Origin of the sequence: Herbaspirillum sp. 3R11 (assembly GCF_004563925.1) — a bacterium.
Lineage (GTDB): Bacteria > Pseudomonadota > Gammaproteobacteria > Burkholderiales > Burkholderiaceae_D > Herbaspirillum.
This window is the reverse complement of sequence record NZ_SPNJ01000003.1, coordinates 282,855-300,240: the sequence shown is the minus strand read 5'-3', so window position 1 is coordinate 300,240 and position 17,386 is coordinate 282,855. Positions and strand designations below refer to the sequence as shown.

The 17,386-nt window shown below is 58.8% G+C and carries 15 protein-coding genes; 5 read left to right on the top strand and 10 right to left on the bottom strand.

The features are described from left to right. Window positions 1–5: 5 nt before the first annotated feature. Window positions 6–2,429, bottom strand: coding sequence for a penicillin-binding protein 1A (locus tag E4P32_RS14800; RefSeq protein ID WP_116435060.1), 2,424 nt, complete (start codon window positions 2,427–2,429; stop codon window positions 6–8). A gap of 410 nt (window positions 2,430–2,839) precedes the next feature. Between E4P32_RS14800 and E4P32_RS14795 the strand changes: the two genes are divergently transcribed. Beyond that, window positions 2,840–4,750: an ATP-binding cassette domain-containing protein gene (locus tag E4P32_RS14795; protein ID WP_116435061.1), complete on the top strand. Its 1,911-nt coding sequence runs from the start codon at window positions 2,840–2,842 to the stop codon at window positions 4,748–4,750. 48 nt (window positions 4,751–4,798) lie between these two features. Here E4P32_RS14795 and E4P32_RS14790 read toward each other — a convergent pair whose 3' ends face one another. Both E4P32_RS14790 and murJ read right to left on the bottom strand, forming a co-directional pair. Then, entirely contained in the window at window positions 4,799–5,638 is an 840-nt protein-coding gene (locus E4P32_RS14790; RefSeq protein WP_116435062.1) for a tetratricopeptide repeat protein, read from the bottom strand. A 91-nt stretch (window positions 5,639–5,729) separates the two neighbouring features. Beyond that, window positions 5,730–7,280 (bottom strand): murein biosynthesis integral membrane protein MurJ, encoded by a 1,551-nt coding sequence (gene murJ / locus E4P32_RS14785; RefSeq protein WP_116435063.1) that lies wholly within the window; start codon window positions 7,278–7,280, stop codon window positions 5,730–5,732. Window positions 7,281–7,553: 273 nt separating this feature from the next. Between murJ and rpsT the strand changes: the two genes are divergently transcribed. Then, complete coding sequence (gene rpsT, locus E4P32_RS14780) at window positions 7,554–7,820, top strand: 30S ribosomal protein S20 (protein WP_034294187.1); 267 nt, start codon at window positions 7,554–7,556, stop codon at window positions 7,818–7,820. Between the two features lie 227 nt (window positions 7,821–8,047). Here the strand turns inward: rpsT and E4P32_RS14775 are convergent, their stop codons facing one another. The 3 genes from E4P32_RS14775 to E4P32_RS14765 form a co-directional block, all read right to left on the bottom strand. After that, the gene (locus E4P32_RS14775; RefSeq protein WP_116435333.1) at window positions 8,048–8,497 is read right to left on the bottom strand and encodes a DUF192 domain-containing protein; all 450 of its coding nucleotides are present in this window, start codon (window positions 8,495–8,497) and stop codon (window positions 8,048–8,050) included. A gap of 142 nt (window positions 8,498–8,639) precedes the next feature. After that, window positions 8,640–8,834, bottom strand: a complete 195-nt coding sequence (locus E4P32_RS14770) for a hypothetical protein (RefSeq protein ID WP_116435334.1) — start codon at window positions 8,832–8,834, stop codon at window positions 8,640–8,642. Window positions 8,835–8,987: 153 nt separating this feature from the next. After that, window positions 8,988–9,554: a pseudouridine synthase gene (locus E4P32_RS14765; protein ID WP_116435064.1), complete on the bottom strand. Its 567-nt coding sequence runs from the start codon at window positions 9,552–9,554 to the stop codon at window positions 8,988–8,990. 195 nt (window positions 9,555–9,749) lie between these two features. Here E4P32_RS14765 and icd point away from each other — a divergent pair, with 195 nt between their 5' ends. After that, the gene (gene icd / locus E4P32_RS14760; protein WP_116435065.1) at window positions 9,750–11,003 is read left to right on the top strand and encodes an NADP-dependent isocitrate dehydrogenase; all 1,254 of its coding nucleotides are present in this window, start codon (window positions 9,750–9,752) and stop codon (window positions 11,001–11,003) included. 148 nt (window positions 11,004–11,151) lie between these two features. On the opposite strand, the gene E4P32_RS14755 is transcribed toward icd, so the two are convergent. Further along, window positions 11,152–11,355, bottom strand: coding sequence for a cold-shock protein (locus E4P32_RS14755; protein ID WP_009665919.1), 204 nt, complete (start codon window positions 11,353–11,355; stop codon window positions 11,152–11,154). Window positions 11,356–11,696: 341 nt separating this feature from the next. On the opposite strand from E4P32_RS14755, the gene clpS reads away from it, so the two are divergent. Both clpS and clpA read left to right on the top strand, forming a co-directional pair. Beyond that, window positions 11,697–12,011 carry an ATP-dependent Clp protease adapter ClpS gene (clpS, locus tag E4P32_RS14750; RefSeq protein ID WP_116435066.1) on the top strand — a complete coding sequence of 105 codons (315 nt, stop codon included), beginning with the start codon at window positions 11,697–11,699 and terminating at the stop codon, window positions 12,009–12,011. Beyond that, window positions 12,008–14,314: an ATP-dependent Clp protease ATP-binding subunit ClpA gene (clpA, locus tag E4P32_RS14745; protein ID WP_116435067.1), complete on the top strand. Its 2,307-nt coding sequence runs from the start codon at window positions 12,008–12,010 to the stop codon at window positions 14,312–14,314. Before clpS ends, clpA begins: the two co-directional genes overlap by 4 nt. Before the next feature lie 224 nt (window positions 14,315–14,538). Here clpA and E4P32_RS14740 read toward each other — a convergent pair whose 3' ends face one another. The 3 genes from E4P32_RS14740 to coaBC are packed head-to-tail and all read right to left on the bottom strand — an operon-like array spanning window position 14,539 to window position 17,338. Continuing rightward, window positions 14,539–15,630: a M48 family metallopeptidase gene (locus E4P32_RS14740; protein ID WP_116435068.1), complete on the bottom strand. Its 1,092-nt coding sequence runs from the start codon at window positions 15,628–15,630 to the stop codon at window positions 14,539–14,541. 12 nt (window positions 15,631–15,642) lie between these two features. Then, window positions 15,643–16,092, bottom strand: coding sequence for a dUTP diphosphatase (gene dut / locus E4P32_RS14735; RefSeq protein WP_116435069.1), 450 nt, complete (start codon window positions 16,090–16,092; stop codon window positions 15,643–15,645). A gap of 37 nt (window positions 16,093–16,129) precedes the next feature. After that, on the bottom strand, window positions 16,130–17,338 hold the full coding sequence (gene coaBC / locus E4P32_RS14730; protein ID WP_116435070.1) for a bifunctional phosphopantothenoylcysteine decarboxylase/phosphopantothenate--cysteine ligase CoaBC: 1,209 nt from the start codon (window positions 17,336–17,338) through the stop codon (window positions 16,130–16,132). Between the last annotated feature and the right edge of the window lie 48 nt (window positions 17,339–17,386).

The following is a 17,386-nucleotide window of genomic DNA, read 5'->3' as shown; positions in this document are numbered from 1 at the left end:
CCGGGTCAGCGCCCCTGATACAGGTTGTCCCTGGCCTTTTCTTGCGGAGTAGGTGCAGGGCCGGAGGATGGCGGCGCCTGGGTTTCCGAATTCGGATTCTTCGACCAGCCGAAGAAGTTCGACAGCGCATCAACCACGCCGCCGCCTTCCACACCCAGCGACGCTACGAAACCATTGCCCGGCGTGAAGTTTTCATAGTACGGCTCGCCGTCGATGAAGCGGATCCCGGCCGGCGCCGGCGTATCGGATTGCGGCGTTCCGCGCAGCGCCACGCCCATGTAGTCGACCCAGATCGGCAGCGCCAGTTGTGCGCCGAATTCCTTGCTGCCCAAGCTCTTGGGCTGATCGTAACCCATCCACACCACCGTCGTCAGCGTGCGCTGATAACCGGCGAACCAGCCGTCGAACGCGTCGTTGGTGGTGCCGGTCTTGCCGGCCAGGTCGGTGCGCTTGAGCGAGTTGCTGCGCGCGCCGGTGCCGCGCTGGGCCACCGATTGCAGCAGGCTGGTCATGATGTAGCTGTTGCGTTCGTCGATCGCACGCGGCGCATTGCTGCCGACGATCAGCGGATCCGCCTTGGACAGCACCTTGCCGCGTGCGTCGGTGATCTGCGTGATCAGGTAGGGATTGATCTTGTAGCCGCCATTGGCGAAGATCGCATAGGCCGAGGCCAGTTGCAGGGGTGTGGTCTGGCCTGCACCCAACGCCATCGGCAGGTAAGGCGGCACCTTGTCGGTGTCAAAGCCGAAGTGCTGCGTAATGAAGTCCTGCGCATACTTCACGCCGATCGCGTCCAGCGTGCGGATGGCGACCAGGTTGACCGACTTCTGCAACGCGGTGCGCATCGCCATCGGGCCGGCCGGCGGATCGTCGTCCTTCGGTTCCCAGTTCGGTTGGCCGTTGCCGGCCGGGTAGGACACCGGCGCGTCGTTGATGATGGAGGCGGGTGCAAAACCTTTTTCCAGCGCCGCGGAATAAATGAACGGCTTGAACGTCGAGCCGGGCTGGCGCCAGGCTTGCGTGACGTGGTTGAAGTTGTTCTGAGTGAAGTCGAAGCCGCCCACCAGTGCGCGGATGGCGCCGTTCTGCGGTGTCACCGACACCAGCGTGGCTTCCACTTCGGGCAACTGCACGATCTGCCAGTTCTTCTTGCCGTCCTGCATGACGCGGATCACCGCGCCCGGCGCGATGCGAGTTTCCTTCTTGGCCTTCGGACTCAACGCCGCCGCGACGAACTTCAGGGTGTCACCCGACAGCGTGATCTTCTCGCCGCTGCGGATCACTGCCTGGATCTGTTTCGGATCGGCCGACACCACGACGGCGGCGAGGATGTCGTCGTTGTCGGGATAGTCGTCCATGGCATCATCGATGGCCTGGGCGCGGTCTTCATCCTTCGACGGCAGCTCGATGGTTTCTTCCGGCCCGCGATAGCCGTGGCGACGGTCGTAATCCATCACACCCTTGCGCACTGCATCGTAGGCCGCCTTCTGGTCGGCGGCGTTGATGGTGGTGGTGACGGTGATGCCGTGCGTGTAGGTGTCTTCCTTGTATTGTGCGTAGACCATCTGGCGCACCATTTCATTCACGTATTCGGCGTGGACGTTGTACTGGTTGCCGGGCGCACGCACCTGGATGTCTTCCTTGACGGCAGCGTCGTATTCCTTCTGCGTGATGTATTCGAGGTCGAGCATGCGTTGCAGGATGTATTGCTGGCGGATGTGCGCGCGCTTCGGATTGACGATCGGGTTATAGGCCGACGGCGCCTTCGGCAGGCCGGCCAGCATCGCGGCCTGGGCCAGCGTGATGTTCTTGATGTCCTTGCCGAAATAGGTGCGTGCCGCCGCTGCGAAACCGAACGCGCGCTGACCCAGATAGATCTGGTTCATGTACACCTCAAGGATCTGGTCCTTGCTCAGCGCCGCTTCGATCTTGTTGGCCAGCAATACTTCATACAGTTTGCGCGAGACGGTTTTTTCCTTGGTCAGGAAGACGTTGCGCGCCACCTGCATGGTGATGGTGCTGGCGCCCTGGCTGGCGTGGCCGCGCACCACGTCAGTCGCGATGGCGCGCGCGATGCCGATGTAGTCGATGCCGCCGTGCTGGTAGAAACGGTTGTCCTCGATCGCCAGCACCGCATTCTTCATGTTGGCCGGGATGTCGTCGAGCTTGACCAGGCTGCGCTTTTCTTCGCCGAATTCGCCGAGCAGCACGTTGTCCGCGGAGTAGATGCGCAGCGGGATCTTTGGCCGGTAATCGGTGATCACATCCAGCGACGGCAGGCGCGGATTGATGAAGATCAGCGCATAGGCAATGATCAGCGCGCCGATGATGGCGAGGCCGAGCACCGAGAAGGCAAGGAACTTGGCGATGTTGGGATTGAGGAAGCCGCGTTGACGCGAAAGAAGGTGCAAGCGAGAGTTGAAGCGCATGGTTATTGTTGGAAACCGTTGCAAAGTCAGGGCAGTGTGGTGTGCGCCAGCTTGATCTTGAAACGGCTTCGTAGTGAAGGGCGTGCCGTATCTTACAACATGGGCCGGGCGCAACAGCCGATCTGCGGCGGATCGGGCCGACGATTGTGTTTCCAAATGTATGCGGGAGCCCGTTTCAGTGCGCGGTCGTAATAAAAGAACATCAAAACGCCGCGCAATCCGCATCGTTTGTTGTTCAAAGGCAATGGATTGCGTTGGCTGCAACAGCCGATCGTACACAGATGGCGTCCAGACGCAGCATAGATACACCATCACCGCGCGCAATCGGTACAATGCGGTCTTTCTTCTTTAATTGAGTCGCGGCAAAGGCTTTTCCGCCCCGACCTTCGATCTCATCCCTCGGCATACTTATGGCAGTCATTTCCCTCTCCAATGCGCAGCTCGCATTCGGACACGTCCCGCTTCTCGACCACGCGGAATTTTCTCTTGAAACCGGCGAACGCGTCGGCCTGATCGGCCGCAACGGCACCGGCAAGTCGTCCTTGCTGAAAATCATCGCCGCCGTTTCCAAGCTGGACGACGGTTTGCTGGTCATGCAGCAGGGCCTGAAAATCGCCTACGTTGATCAGGAGCCGCATTTCCCCGCCGAGATGACGATCTTCAACGCGGTCGCTTCCGGCCTCGGTGAATTGCCGGCGCTGCTGGCCGAATACGAATCGCTGACCGGCCAGTTCGGCGGCGACAACGACGAAGCGCTCATGGAGCGCATGCACGACATCCAGCTGATCCTCGATGCGGCCGACGCCTGGAGCCTGAACAACAAGGTCGAGACCACGCTCGACAAGCTGAATCTCAAAGGCGAAGCCCTCATCGGCGAACTGTCGGGCGGCATGCAAAAGCGCGTGGCGCTGGCCTGCGGCCTGGTCGGCGCACCTGACGTGCTGCTGCTGGACGAACCGACCAACCATCTGGATTTCGGCTCCATCCTGTGGCTCGAAGGTCTGCTGCGCGACTACAAGGGCAGCGTGCTGTTCGTCACCCATGATCGCAGCTTCCTCGACAACGTCGCCACCCGCATCATCGAACTCGACCGCGGCAAGCTGTTGTCCTTCCCGGGCAATTTCAGCACCTACCAGGGTCGCAAGGAAGAGTTGCTGGACAACGAAGAAGTCGAGAACGCCAAGTTCGACAAATTCCTGGCACAGGAAGAAGTCTGGATCCGCAAAGGCGTCAAGGCGCGCCGCACGCGCGACGAAGGCCGTGTGCGCCGGCTCGAATCCTTGCGTCTCGAACGCAGCGTGCGCCGTGATCGCCAGGGCCAGGTCAAGCTGGAAGTGTCGTCCGGCGAGCGTTCCGGCAAGATCGTGGCGGAACTCGAAAACGTCAGCAAGTCGTATGGCGGCAAGACCATCGTGCGCGATTTCAGCGGCATCCTCATGCGCGGCGACAAGATCGGCCTGATCGGCCAGAACGGCGCCGGCAAGACCACGCTGCTCAAGCTGATCCTCGGCGAAGAAACCGCCGACGCCGGCACCGTCCGCCAGGGCACCAAATTGCAGGTCGCGTACTTCGACCAGATGCGCACCCAGCTCAATGAAGAAGCCACCCTGGCCGACACCATCGCGCCGGGTAGCGACTGGGTCGAAGTCAATGGCCAGCGCAGGCACGTGATGACGTATCTGGGCGACTTCCTGTTCGCGCCGGAACGCGCGCGTTCGCCGGTGCGCACCTTGTCCGGCGGCGAGCGCAATCGCCTGTTGCTGGCGCGCTTGTTCGCCAAGCCAGCCAACGTGCTGGTGCTCGATGAACCGACCAACGATCTCGATATCGACACGCTCGAACTGCTGGAAGAATTACTGGAAGATTACGAAGGCACCGTGTTCCTGGTAAGCCATGACCGCACCTTCCTCGACAATGTCGTCACGCAGGTGATTGCTTCCGAGGGCGATGGCGTCTGGAAGGAATATGTCGGCGGCTACAGCGACTGGGAGCGCGTGCGCGCCAGCTCGCAGGCAAGCGCGAAGAAATCGGACGGCAAGAGTGAATCCAAACCGGCTGAGCTGCCGGTGGCGGCGCCTGCTGTTGCCAAGCCGAAGAAGCTCAGCTACAAGGAGCAGCGCGAGTTGGAAGAGCTGCCGAAGCTGATCGCGCAACTGGAAGAAGAACAGACGGCGATTTCCGCCAAGCTGGCCGATCCGGATCTGTACAAGTCCGGCGCGGACGAAGCGGGGCGCCTGAATGCGCGTTTCGCCGAGATCGATGGTTTGTTGCTGGAAAATCTCGAACGCTGGGAAGTGATTGAAGCGCGTTCGAAGGGCTGATCAGCAGTCAGTACAGCAATCAGTAGCGCCGGGCTGGCGTCTCCAACTTCAGTTGGGGCGCCTGCTGGCGTGACGCAGTTCCGGCAGCCTCTCACGCATGCTGTCGGCGTCTTCCGCATCGGGACGCAAGGCCAGGTAGGCCTCCAGATCGTCCAGCGCCGCCTGCGGTTCAGCCAGGTTGGCGTAGGCCAGACCGCGATCGCGGCGTTCGGTAATTTCATCCGGCAACAAGATCACCAGGCGCTCCTGTACCTCGAGCACACCCTGCCAGCGCTGGGAGTCGGTGTAGATGGCTTTCAGGTTGCGCAGCATGCGGGTCAGGATTTCGCGCGGATGGGCGGCGCGCAGATACGCCGCCAGCGGCAGCTCGTCGCCGTATTCCTGCTGCTCCAGATACGGTTCCAGGCGCTCCTCCAATTCTTCACGCGACAGGCTGGCGCCGTTCATCGGGTCGAGCACGATGTCGCCCGATTGTACCGACAGCTTCATCAGGAAGTGGCCGGGGAAGGAAATACCCTTCATGTTCAGGCCAATCTGCTGTCCCAACTCCATATACACCACCGCCAGCGAAATCGGAATGCCGCGGCGCGACGTCAGCACACGGTCGATGTAGCTGTTGTCGGGATCGTAATAATTGTTGATGTTGCCGGCGAACGCCAGCTCCTGGAAAAAGAAGTGGTTGAGCATCCGCAATTTTTGGATATGCGATGCATCCGAGGACAGACGCTGCTTCAACTTGAGCGCCAGGGTATCCATCTCGATCTGGCATGCGGACAAATCCAGATCGGGATGCGCATCTTGCCCCAGCGCCAGAGCCGATTCAAAAAGCGGAATCGAATCGTCTTGACGAACCAGCGAAGAAAAATATTCGAGCGGTGTAAGCGTCATATATTGAACATGCTATCAAAATATGCGCGCTTGTGAAATGTTTGGCTGGCAATGGCGCATCAACGCAACATTGCCTTGGCCAGACAAGCTATCAACGACCGATGCGCTTGAAGTCGCGGAAGCGAAATCCCATTGCCATCAGCGCGCCGAAATACGCCACGCCACACGCTGCAAACACCAGCAACAGCGCACCAATGCGCTCGGCCGGATGGGCGCGCATGGCGATCCAGTCAAAATGTCGCGCTACCGCCAGCGCCACGCCAGCGAGCAGGAACAGCGCTCCGGTCAGCTTGATCAAGAACATGCGCCAGCCCGGTTGCGGGGTGTAGATGTTGCGGCGACGCAGGCCCCAGAACAGGAACGCCGCGTTCAGGCAGGCGCCCAGGCCGATCGACAAGGCCAGGCCGGCATGGGCGATCCACGGCACGAAAATGTAGTTCATCAGCTGGGTTGCGATCAGCACGCCGATGGCGATCTTGACCGGGGTGCGGATGTCCTGTTTGGCGTAGAAGCCGGGCGCCAGGATTTTCACCAGGATCAGGCCGATCAGGCCGACGCCGTAGGCAATCAATGCGCGGCCGGTCATGTCGACCGAGACCGTGTCGAATTTACCGTAATGGAACAGCGTGGCGGTCAGCGGCTCCGACAGCGTCGCCAGCCCCACCGCGCAGGGCAGCGCCAGCAGGAAGGTCAGGCGCAGGCCCCAGTCCAGCAATGCCGAATATTCGGCCATGTCGTTTTCGGCATGTGCGTTCGACAGGCTGGGCAACAGGATGGTGCCGAGCGCCACGCCAAGCAGGGCGGTGGGGAATTCCATCAGACGGTCGGCGTACGACAGCCACGACACGCTGCCGTGCGCCAGGCGCGAGGCGATATTGGTGTTGATCATCAGGCTGATCTGCGCGGCTGAGACGGCGAACACCGCCGGGCCCATTTTCTTGAGCACGCGCCTCACGCCTTCGTCGGAGAGACCGATCATCGGATTGAGGTACAGGCGCGGCAGCATGCCGATCTTGATCAGCGCGGGAATCTGCAGCGCGACTTGCAGCACGCCGCCGACGAACACCGCAAATGCCATCGCATAGATCGGCTGGTCCATGTAAGGAGCGACGAACAGGGACGCAACGATAAAGGACACATTCAGCAGCACCGAGGTGAATGCCGGGATCTTGAATTCGCGCCAGGTATTGAGGATGCCGCCGGCCAGCGCCACGAAGGACATGAAGCCGATATAGGGGAACATGATGCGGGTCATGATCACCGAGGCGTCGAAGGCGTCCTGGTTGTATTTGAGCCCGGTGGCGATGAAGTACACGATCAGCGGCGTGGCCAGGATGCCGGCAATGCTGGTGGCGACCATGACCCAGATCAGCACCGTCGCCACGTGGTCGACCAGATGTTTGGTGGCGGCGTCGCCCTTCTGGTTCTTGTATTCGGCGAGGATGGGCACGAAGGCCTGCGAAAAGGCGCCTTCGGCGAACAGCCGGCGCAACAGGTTGGGAATGCGGAAGGCGACGTTGAAGGCATCGGTGTAGGCCGAGGCGCCGAATGCACGTGCGAACAGGATTTCTCTTGCGAGACCGGTAATGCGGGAGAGCATCGTCATGCCAGAAACGGTGGCAAGCGTTTTATGCAAGTTCATGGGACGGCATTATAGCTTTCGTTTTCGGGGGGAGCTGCGGGTTTGCAGGGGATTCCCGCAGCGCTGACGCGATTGGAGGCGGACGCGCAAAGAACGTTCGCCTTGAATCTTGCATATCGGTAATTAAGCCTCTTTTGCAACAGACGACTGGCGATAGTCAGGCTGCATTTGCCAGTTTGAGGAAAAATGGTTATAATCCGTGGCTTTACAGAATTCCGCCTCGCAAGTTATCAAGATTGCGATGCTCTCGATCTCGATTTAGGATAATTATTCATGGCAAATACCGCACAAGCACGCAAACGTGCTCGTCAAGCTGTTAAGCAAAACGCGCACAACTCCAGCCAGCGTTCGACGCTGCGTACAGCAATCAAGGCTGTCCGCAAGGCGATCGAAGCAGGCGACAAGGCTGCTGCGACTTCCGTGTTCCAGGCTTCGGTCTCGACTATCGACAGCATCGCTGACAAGAAAATCATTCACAAGAACAAGGCTGCTCGCCATAAGAGCCGTCTGGCTGCTGCCCTGAAGGCACTGGCTGCTTAATTCTTGTTGTTGACCGGATCTTTGCTCACGCAAAGATCTGCGCAATGATGAATCGATAGTGATGTCGATTCGAAAACATCAACCCGCCCAAGCGATTTGGCGGGTTTTTGCATTTCCAGGTATTGATCAGCGGGAAACTGTTGATTCGGGTGTGTGTGGAGGCGCGCTACGAGGTTTGTAGCGACGCCTTGATGCCCCGGCTCCGGGGTTTGCGTCTCTGGTGGGATTTAACGCGGCAGGCCTTCGATGACCGTGCCGGGTTTGATGTTCTTCTGTTTGAACCAGCCCTTGTTCATTTCCAGGGCGTAGGTGGCGGGCTTGGATGCGCAATGCGAATCCAGCGTCTGTTCCTTCATTTCCTCGATATTGATGATCTTGCCGGTCTCGTCCATGAAGGCGACCGACAAGGGGATCATCGTATTCTTCATCCACATGCACACACCGGCCGGCGCGCCGAACGCGAACACCATGCCGTCATTGGCGCCCATCTTGTCGCGGAACATCAGGCCTTGCTCGCGCTGCGCTTCAGTCGAGGCGACTTCGGCCTTGATCAGGTACAGGCCGGCATTGAGCGTGGTGGTCGGGAATTTCTGAAGCTGCTGGGCCTGGCTTGGCAGGGGCACCGCAACGGCGGCGAGGGTGGCGAGCAGGGTGGCGAAAGGCAGGAAACGACGCATGATGGAATGTACGTGGCTGTATGAGAAATCGACTGCAGATCCGAAATCTGCCGGAATGCGGCGATTATAAAGGAAGCCGACAAATGCAGCGGACATGAAAAAAGGCAGGACTAGCCTGCCTTTTAGCAAAGCGAAAGCAAGATTACTTAGCAGCGTCAGCAGCTGGAGCAGCCTTCTTTGCCTTGTGGCTCTTCTTGGCTTTCTTAGCCTTCTTTGCCTTCGGTGCAGCAGCTTCAGCCTTAGGAGCATCAGCAGGTGCAGCAGCAGGAGCTGCAGCTTGTGCGAACACGGAAGTGGCGAACAGACCAGCGATCAGAGCGGCGATCAATTTTTTCATTTTGCAGTCCTTCAATTAGACATGTTAAGAAGACGGTGATTCTCATGAATCATTGCCAATAACGACGCGCCGAAGGCTTGGTTGACAAAAAATTCCAAAAAACAAAATTTCTTTGCGGACTCTCCTTGAAAAGTCGATTTTGTCAGTTGTTTGTCAGCTCTGACGGCGAAATCCCTGTGGATCGACGGTTTTCCACTCTCCCGGCAGCAGCGGATCGGTCGCCAGTGCAAATGGTCCGATGGCGATCCGGACCAGTCGCAAGGTGGGCAGTCCGACCGCGGCCGTCATGCGACGCACCTGACGATTTTTCCCCTCCGATATCTGTATCGTCAGCCAACTGGTCGGGTGATCCTTGCGCTCGCGAATGGGCGGATTGCGTGGCCACAGCCAAGCCGGCTCCTGCACGTGCCGGACTTCGCTTTTCTGTGTCACGAAATCGCCGAGGTCAAGCGGGTTGCGCAGGCGCTCCAGGCTGCTTGCCTCCGGTGTGCCTTCCACCTGCACCAGGTAGACCTTGGGTTGTTTGCGTTTGGGGTGGCTGATGGCGTGCTGGAGCTCGCCGTCGTCGGTCAGCAGCATCAATCCTTCGCTGTCGGCATCGAGACGGCCGGCAGGATAGATGCCGGGGATATCGAGGTAGTCGGCCAGCGTTTTGCGGTCATCCTGCGCCGAAAACTGGCACATTACCTGATAGGGTTTGTTGAATAAAATGAGAGGCATGCGTCAGTGTCGCAAAAACATGACGTCCAGTAAAATACTCGTGCATAATATAAATCAATGTCTTATGTCTTATATGAGACCTGATCCTGAATTTAATCGCCTTCGCTGCGATGTTGCTGGCGATCGGTTCGCACTCGTGCGCGTCCGCAGCGAGGCAGAATTCCCCTCTTTTCCGCACTATTCTCGGAGACCGTAATGTATCAACACATTCAGGTGCCGGCCGAAGGTAAGAAGATTACCGTCAATGCCGATTTTTCCCTCAACGTCCCGGACCATCCGATCATTCCGTTCATCCAGGGCGACGGCACCGGTCGCGATGTGACGCCAGTCATGCTCAAGGTAGTGGACGCCGCGGTCGCCAAAGCTTATGGCGATCAGCGCAAGATCAATTGGATGGAAATCTACGCCGGCGAAAAATCGACGCAGTTGTACGGCGCCGATGTCTGGCTGCCGGAAGAGACCGTCGCTGCGGTCAAGGAATTCGTGGTGTCCATCAAAGGCCCGCTGACGACGCCGGTCGGTGGCGGCATCCGTTCCCTAAACGTGTCGCTGCGCCAGCAACTGGACCTGTATGTCTGTCTGCGCCCGGTGCGCTATTTCAAGGGTGTGCCATCGCCGCTGCGTGAACCTGAAAAGACCAACATGGTCATCTTCCGCGAAAATTCGGAAGACATCTACGCCGGCATCGAATGGCAGGCCGGCACGGACGGCGCCAAGAAGCTGATCGACTTCCTGGTCAAGGAAATGGGCGTCAAGAAGCTGCGCTTCCCTGAAACCTCCAGTCTGGGCATCAAGCCGGTCTCGCAGGAAGGCACCGAGCGCCTGGTGCGCAAGGCGATCCAGTACGCCATCGACCATGACAAGCCGTCGGTGACGATCGTCCACAAGGGCAACATCATGAAGTTCACCGAAGGCAGCTTCCGTGACTGGGCCTACGCCCTGGCGCAGAAGGAGTTCAGCGGCGTGGTGATTGATGACGGTCCATGGGTCAGAATCAAGAATCCGAAGACCGGCCGCGACATCATCGTCAAGGACGTGATCGCCGACGCCTTCATGCAACAGATCCTGCTGCGTCCCGCCGAATACAGCGTGATCGCCACATTGAACCTGAACGGCGACTACATCTCGGACGCGCTGGCGGCACAGGTGGGCGGCATCGGGATTGCTCCCGGCGCCAACATGTCCGATTCCGTCGCGATGTTCGAAGCCACGCATGGCACCTCGCCGCGCTATGCCGGCAAGGACTACGTCAATCCGGGTTCGTTGATCCTGTCGGCGGAAATGATGCTGCGCCACATCGGCTGGACCGAAGCAGCGGCCTTGATCATCGAGGCGATGCAGACCACGATTTCGTCGAAGAAGGTGACCTACGACTTTGCACGTCTCATGGAAGGCGCGACGCAGGTATCGTGCTCGGGTTTCGGTGATGCGGTAATCGAGAATCTGTAATTCGGCAGGCGATTTTTGCTGAAGAAGGGCCGGGCTGAACTGCCGGCTCTTTTTTATAGTCCGTCGCAGATGCCGTTCGTCCACCGCGCAGGCGTAAAAAAAGCTCCTGTCGAAACAGGAGCTTTTTACAAAAGCGACTTAATGCGACTTAAGGAGCTTGAATGTTTGAAGCTTGCTTGCCTTTAGGGCCTTGCGTGACTTCGAACTGTACTTTTTGACCTTCTTTGAGGGTCTTGAAGCCGTTCATTTGAATTGCCGAGAAGTGTGCGAACAAATCTTCACCGCCGTCATCCGGAGTGATAAAGCCGAAGCCTTTAGAATCGTTGAACCACTTGACTGTACCTGTTGCCATAAAAAGCATCTTTCAATTAAAAAAAATCACACGAGCCGTAAAAGCAAGAAGCCTCGCGAGATTGAAACATTCCGCAGCCCCCCTTAAACTTGCCCCCTTCGTATTAACAAGCAGTAACTACTTATCAATGAATTCCATTGTTCTCGTTAAAAATACAAAAGTCAAGTCGTTTTCAACGGAATTATTAAGCTTTTGTTCCGTCATTTGAATCCAAAGCTCTTGATTTAGGATAATTCAATGTCATCTGCGCACTATCAGGAAAACGCGTAATATCTAATTTAATTGGGTATTTTCTTCATGTTGTGCGGTGCACAGTGGATTGATGGTTCTAGAATAAATGCATGGCAACCAAGCACGATAATGAAAACGGTACAGTCCTGGCGCGGCAGGAGCAAAAGCTCAAGCCGCCCCCTATGTACCAGGTATTGTTGTTGAATGATGACTATACGCCGATGGAATTCGTCGTCGCAGTCATTCAGGAGTACTTCAACAAAGACCGTGAAACTGCGACGCAGATTATGCTCAGCGTTCACCGCGATGGGAAAGGTATGTGTGGTGTGTATCCCAAAGATATCGCATCCACAAAAGTTGAACTCGTTTTAACCCACGCTCGAAAAGCAGGGCACCCCCTGCAATGCGTGATGGAGGAAGCATGATTGCGCAGGAATTGGAAGTCAGTTTGCACATGGCCTTTGTCGAAGCCCGACAATCGCGTCATGAATTTATCACCGTGGAACATTTGCTCCTCGCGCTGCTGGATAATCCATCGGCTGCGGAAGTGCTGCGCGCGTGCTCGGTCAATATCGACGATCTGCGCAAGACGCTGACCAATTTCATTACGGACAACACCCCGACCGTGCCCGGCACGAACGAGGTCGACACGCAGCCAACGCTGGGATTCCAGCGCGTTATCCAGCGTGCGATCATGCACGTGCAGTCGGCATCCAACGGCAAGAAGGAAGTGACCGGCGCCAACGTGCTCGTCGCCATCTTCGGCGAGAAGGACTCGCACGCTGTCTACTATCTGCACCAACAAGGCGTAACCCGCCTGGACGTAGTCAATTTCATTTCTCATGGTGTGCGCAAGGATCAACAGATCGATTCGCAAAAAGCGCCTGAAGGAGCGGAAGACGTGCAGACCGAAGGCCAGCAAAAGGAAAGTCCTCTCGATCAGTTCACCCAGAATCTGAACAAGGCTGCTGCAGAAGGCAAGATCGATCCGCTGATCGGCCGCGATGCCGAAGTCGAGCGCGTGATCCAGACCCTGTGCCGCCGCCGCAAGAACAATCCGCTGCTGGTCGGCGAGGCCGGCGTGGGCAAGACTGCCATCGCTGAAGGCCTGGCATGGCGCATCACGCAAAACGACGTACCGGAAATCCTCAAGAACGCCGTCGTGTATTCGCTCGACATGGGCGCGTTGCTGGCCGGCACCAAGTATCGCGGTGACTTCGAACAGCGTCTGAAGGCCGTCCTCAAGCAATTGAAGGATGCGCCCAACGGCATTCTGTTCATCGACGAAATCCACACCATCATCGGCGCCGGTTCGGCCTCGGGCGGTACCCTGGATGCATCGAATCTGCTCAAGCCTGCGTTGTCGAGCGGCCAGCTGAAATGCATCGGTGCGACCACCTACACCGAATTCCGCGGCGTCTTTGAAAAAGACCACGCTCTGTCGCGTCGCTTCCAGAAGATCGACGTCAACGAGCCGACCGTCGAACAGACCATCCAGATTTTGCGTGGCCTGAAGTCGAAGTTCGAAGAGCATCACGGCGTCAAGTATTCCGCTTCGGCGCTGACCTCGGCAGCCGAGCTGGCCGCGCGCTTCATCAATGACCGTCATCTGCCCGACAAGGCGATCGACGTGATCGACGAAGCCGGCGCAGCACAGCGCATCCTGCCGAAGTCGAAGCAGAAGAAGACCATCGGCAAGTCCGAGATCGAGGAAATCATTTCCAAGATCGCGCGCATTCCGCCGCAATCGGTCAATCAGGACGACCGCACCAAGCTGCAAACGATTGATCGCGACCTCAAGAATGTCGTGTTCGGTCAGGATCCTGCGATTGAAGCATTGGCGTCGGCCATCAAGATGGCGCGTGCCGGCCTCGGCAAGACCGACAAGCCGATCGGCTCCTTCCTGTTCTCCGGTCCGACCGGCGTGGGCAAGACCGAAGTGGCGAAGCAACTGGCGTTCATCCTCGGCATTGAGCTGATTCGTTTCGACATGTCCGAATACATGGAACGTCATGCGGTCAGCCGTCTTATCGGTGCGCCTCCGGGCTACGTCGGTTTCGACCAGGGCGGTTTACTGACCGAAGCGATCACCAAGAAGCCGCACGCCGTGCTGCTGCTGGATGAAATCGAAAAGGCGCATCCGGATATTTTCAACATCCTGCTGCAGGTGATGGATCACGGCACGCTGACCGACAACAACGGCCGCAAGACCGACTTCCGCAATGTCATCATCGTGATGACCACGAATGCCGGCGCAGAAAGCCTGCAAAAGCGTTCTATCGGTTTCACCGACAAGAAGGAAGCCGGCGACGAAATGGCGGATATCAAGCGTATGTTCACGCCGGAATTCCGCAATCGCCTGGATTCGATCATCAGCTTCGGCGCGCTGAACGAGGAAATCATCCTGCGCGTGGTCGACAAGTTCCTGATGCAACTGGAAGAGCAATTGCACGAGAAGAAGGTGGAAGCCGTATTCTCGGACGCATTGCGCAAGTTCCTGAGCAAGAAGGGCTTCGATCCGCTGATGGGTGCACGTCCGATGTCGCGTCTGATCCAGGACATGATCCGCAAGGCGCTGGCCGACGAACTGTTGTTCGGTCGTCTGGTGACGGGCGGTCGTGTCACCGTCGAGTTGGACGACAAGGATCAGGTCAAGCTGGAATTCCCCGAAGGCGACGATCCGACGCCACCGCCGGAAGAGCCACAAGAGAAGCTGGAAGTCGAGTAAGCCGCAAGCCATCCCGGCGCCTCGCAAGAGGCGTCGGGAGTGGACAAGCAAAAAGGCCGGAACGTTTGATCGTTCCGGCCTTTTTGTTTTTGCGGTGAGCTCGTGACGCAGTTTTTGCGCTAAGACATCAATGCGCCGACGTTGCAGGCGTCTGCAGATCTCAATCTGCAGACCTCACAGATGTCCTGTGACCTGCACAGGACATCCTGCCCCTACGGGTCACATCACGGCGTCAGCGGCTTTCCTGCCGCCTGCTTGGCCTTGAGCGCCTGTAATGACTTGTCGATCGCCGTCATGCGATAGGCCGTGCCCGGATGCAGCGCGGTGTAGCCGCTTGGCACGCTGACCGGATACTGCGTCGCCAGCCGTTGCCAGAATGCGGCGTAGCCGTCGATGCCGTAGCTGGCGCGCACCAGCATGTAGAGGGCCAGATTGTCGGCTGCCGCGTCCAAGTCCTGCGGATACGGGCGAATGCCACCGGTGCCCGCCGCCGCAGTCGGATCGGGACGTGCGCGCATCAGGTTGTCGATGACGCTGCCGGTGGTCGCCACCATACGCTGGCGAATCGCATGGCCCAGCGAGTTGTGGGCCATGTCCTTGGCGATCAGATAGGCCAGTTCTTCATCGGTCCTGGCGAAATTCATCATGCCGCGCGTAATCAGGACACGACGGCCGTCGGCGTAAGTGTTGACGTTGTCGGCGTTGCCCAGCTCGATGCTGAAGGCGCAGGCCAGCGTCAGCGGCACGATGACGTTTTGCTGCGCCTTGTTGCGCATTACGGTCAGTTTAATCGGCGCGCGGCCGTTGGTGACCAATGGGCCCAGCAGGTTGGCAGCCTGGCGCTCGGCGTCGGGACCTTGCTGCAGCGGCTTGTCGGCCACGGCCACCAGCACATCGCCGCGTTGCACGCCGCTCTTGGCCGCGCCGCTGCCGGGCAGTACGCCGGTGACTTGCAGGCGATCATCGAAGCCCAGCGACTGCGCCGCATCGGCGAATTCGCTCGGATAGGAATACTTGTTCTTGGCGGTGAAGCCAAGCAGGTTGCGCGCATTGCCGCGGCACAGCTGCGCATTGGTGGTCAACAACGGCGCCGCCACGTTGTACAGCCTGTCCTGCTGCGCCGTCAGCGCGCGCAATGCAGTCTGGTCGGGGGTGAGGGCCGGCGCCTTGACGGCGACGGACGCCGTGGCGGTTTGCGCCGGTTTGTTGAGGGTGTTGCTGTCTTGCGGTGTGACGCATGCTGCGAGCAGTGCCGCCGGCATGACTGCCAACGCGATTTTTATTCTTCCCCAATAAGCCAGGTGTCGAGCGTGCATCCAGTGATCTCCTTAATGTTTGCCGGTACTGCCGAAGCCGCCTGCGCCGCGCTCGCTGCTGTCGAATTCTTCAACCACGTTAAAGCCCACTTGCATGACCGGAACGATCACAAGTTGCGCCAGGCGCTCCATGGGGTTTAGGACAAACTCGGTCTGTCCGCGGTTCCATGTCGATACCATCAGTTGACCTTGATAGTCGGAGTCGATCAGGCCGACCAGGTTACCCAGCACGATGCCGTGCTTGTGGCCGAGACCGCTGCGCGGCAGGATGATCGCGGCGTAGCCGGGATCGGCCACGTGGATCGCCAGACCGGTCGGGATCAGGTGCGTGGTTCCCGGTGCGATCGTCAGCGGCGCGTCCAGGCAGGCGCGCAGATCCAGTCCGGCGCTGCCGGCGGTAGCATAGGTCGGCAGCTGGTCTTTCATGCGCGGGTCGAGGATTTTGACGTCGATAGTTTTCATGGGAAAAAAAGTCGTTAAGTTGAAAGTGAATACTGAATTAGTGCGTGCCTGATGCAGACAGGCGATACGCAATCTCGCGCACCAGTTGTCGCGCCAGCGTCTGCTTGTCGGCGCGCGGCAGGCTGGTATGGCCCTTGTCATCGAACAGCGTCAGCGCGTTCTCATCCTTGCCGAAGGTCTGATGGCCGATGTTGCCGACCAGCAGGGGAATGTTTTTCTTCACGCGTTTGGCGGCGCCGTATTGTTCGAGGTTTTCGGACTCTGCTGCAAAGCCCACACAGTATGGACGATTGGGCAACGCGGCGACATCGGCGAGGATGTCGGCATTTTGTTCGAAAGCCAGTTTGAGACTGTCGTCGTCCGCGCTTTTCTTGAGTTTCTGATCGCTGACGTTGGCGACGCGCCAGTCGGCCACCGCAGCAACGGCGACGAAGATATCCTGGCCAGCTATGTTGGCGAACACCGCGTCATGCATTTGCTGCGCGGTCTGCACGTCGATGCGACGTACGCCGTAAGGCGCATCCAATGCCGTCGGACCGGACACCAGCACCACCTCGGCGCCGGCTTCGCGAGCAGCGCGTGCCACCGCGTAACCCATCTTGCCGGACGACAGGTTGGTGATGCCGCGCACTGGATCGATAGGCTCGAACGTCGGCCCGGCGGTCAGCAGCACACGGCGACCGGCCAGCAGCTTCGGTTGGAACGCCGCGATGATTTCTTCCAGCAGTTGCTCGGGTTCGAGCATGCGGCCATAGCCGACCTCGCCGCAGGCCTGGTCGCCGGAATCGGGACCGAGCAGCCTGATGCCGTCCTGCTGCACCTGCGCGATATTGCGCTGGGTCGCCGGGTTCTGCCACATCTCGACGTTCATGGCCGGGGCGATCATCAGCGGCACGCCATGCGGACGCGCCACGCACAGCGTGGACAGGAGATCATCGCAGGCGCCATGCGCAAGTTTGAAAATGAAATCGGTGGAGCAGGGCACGATCACGATCGCGTCGATGCCGCGTGTGAGATCGATGTGCGGCATGTTGTTCTCGATGCGCGCATCCCATTGATCGGTGTAGACCGTGTTGCCGGTCAGCGCCTGCATGGTGACGGTCGTGATGAACTGCGTCGCCGCCTGCGTCATCACGACTTGCACCGAGGCGCCCGCCTTGCCGAGGCCGCGCGCCAGTTCGGCGGCCTTGTAGCAAGCCACGCCGCCGGTCAGGCCGAGAAGGATTTTTTTGCCAGCGAGATCCATTGCCTTACTCCTTATAGAACTCAATCGTGACGACCGCAGCAATCAAGC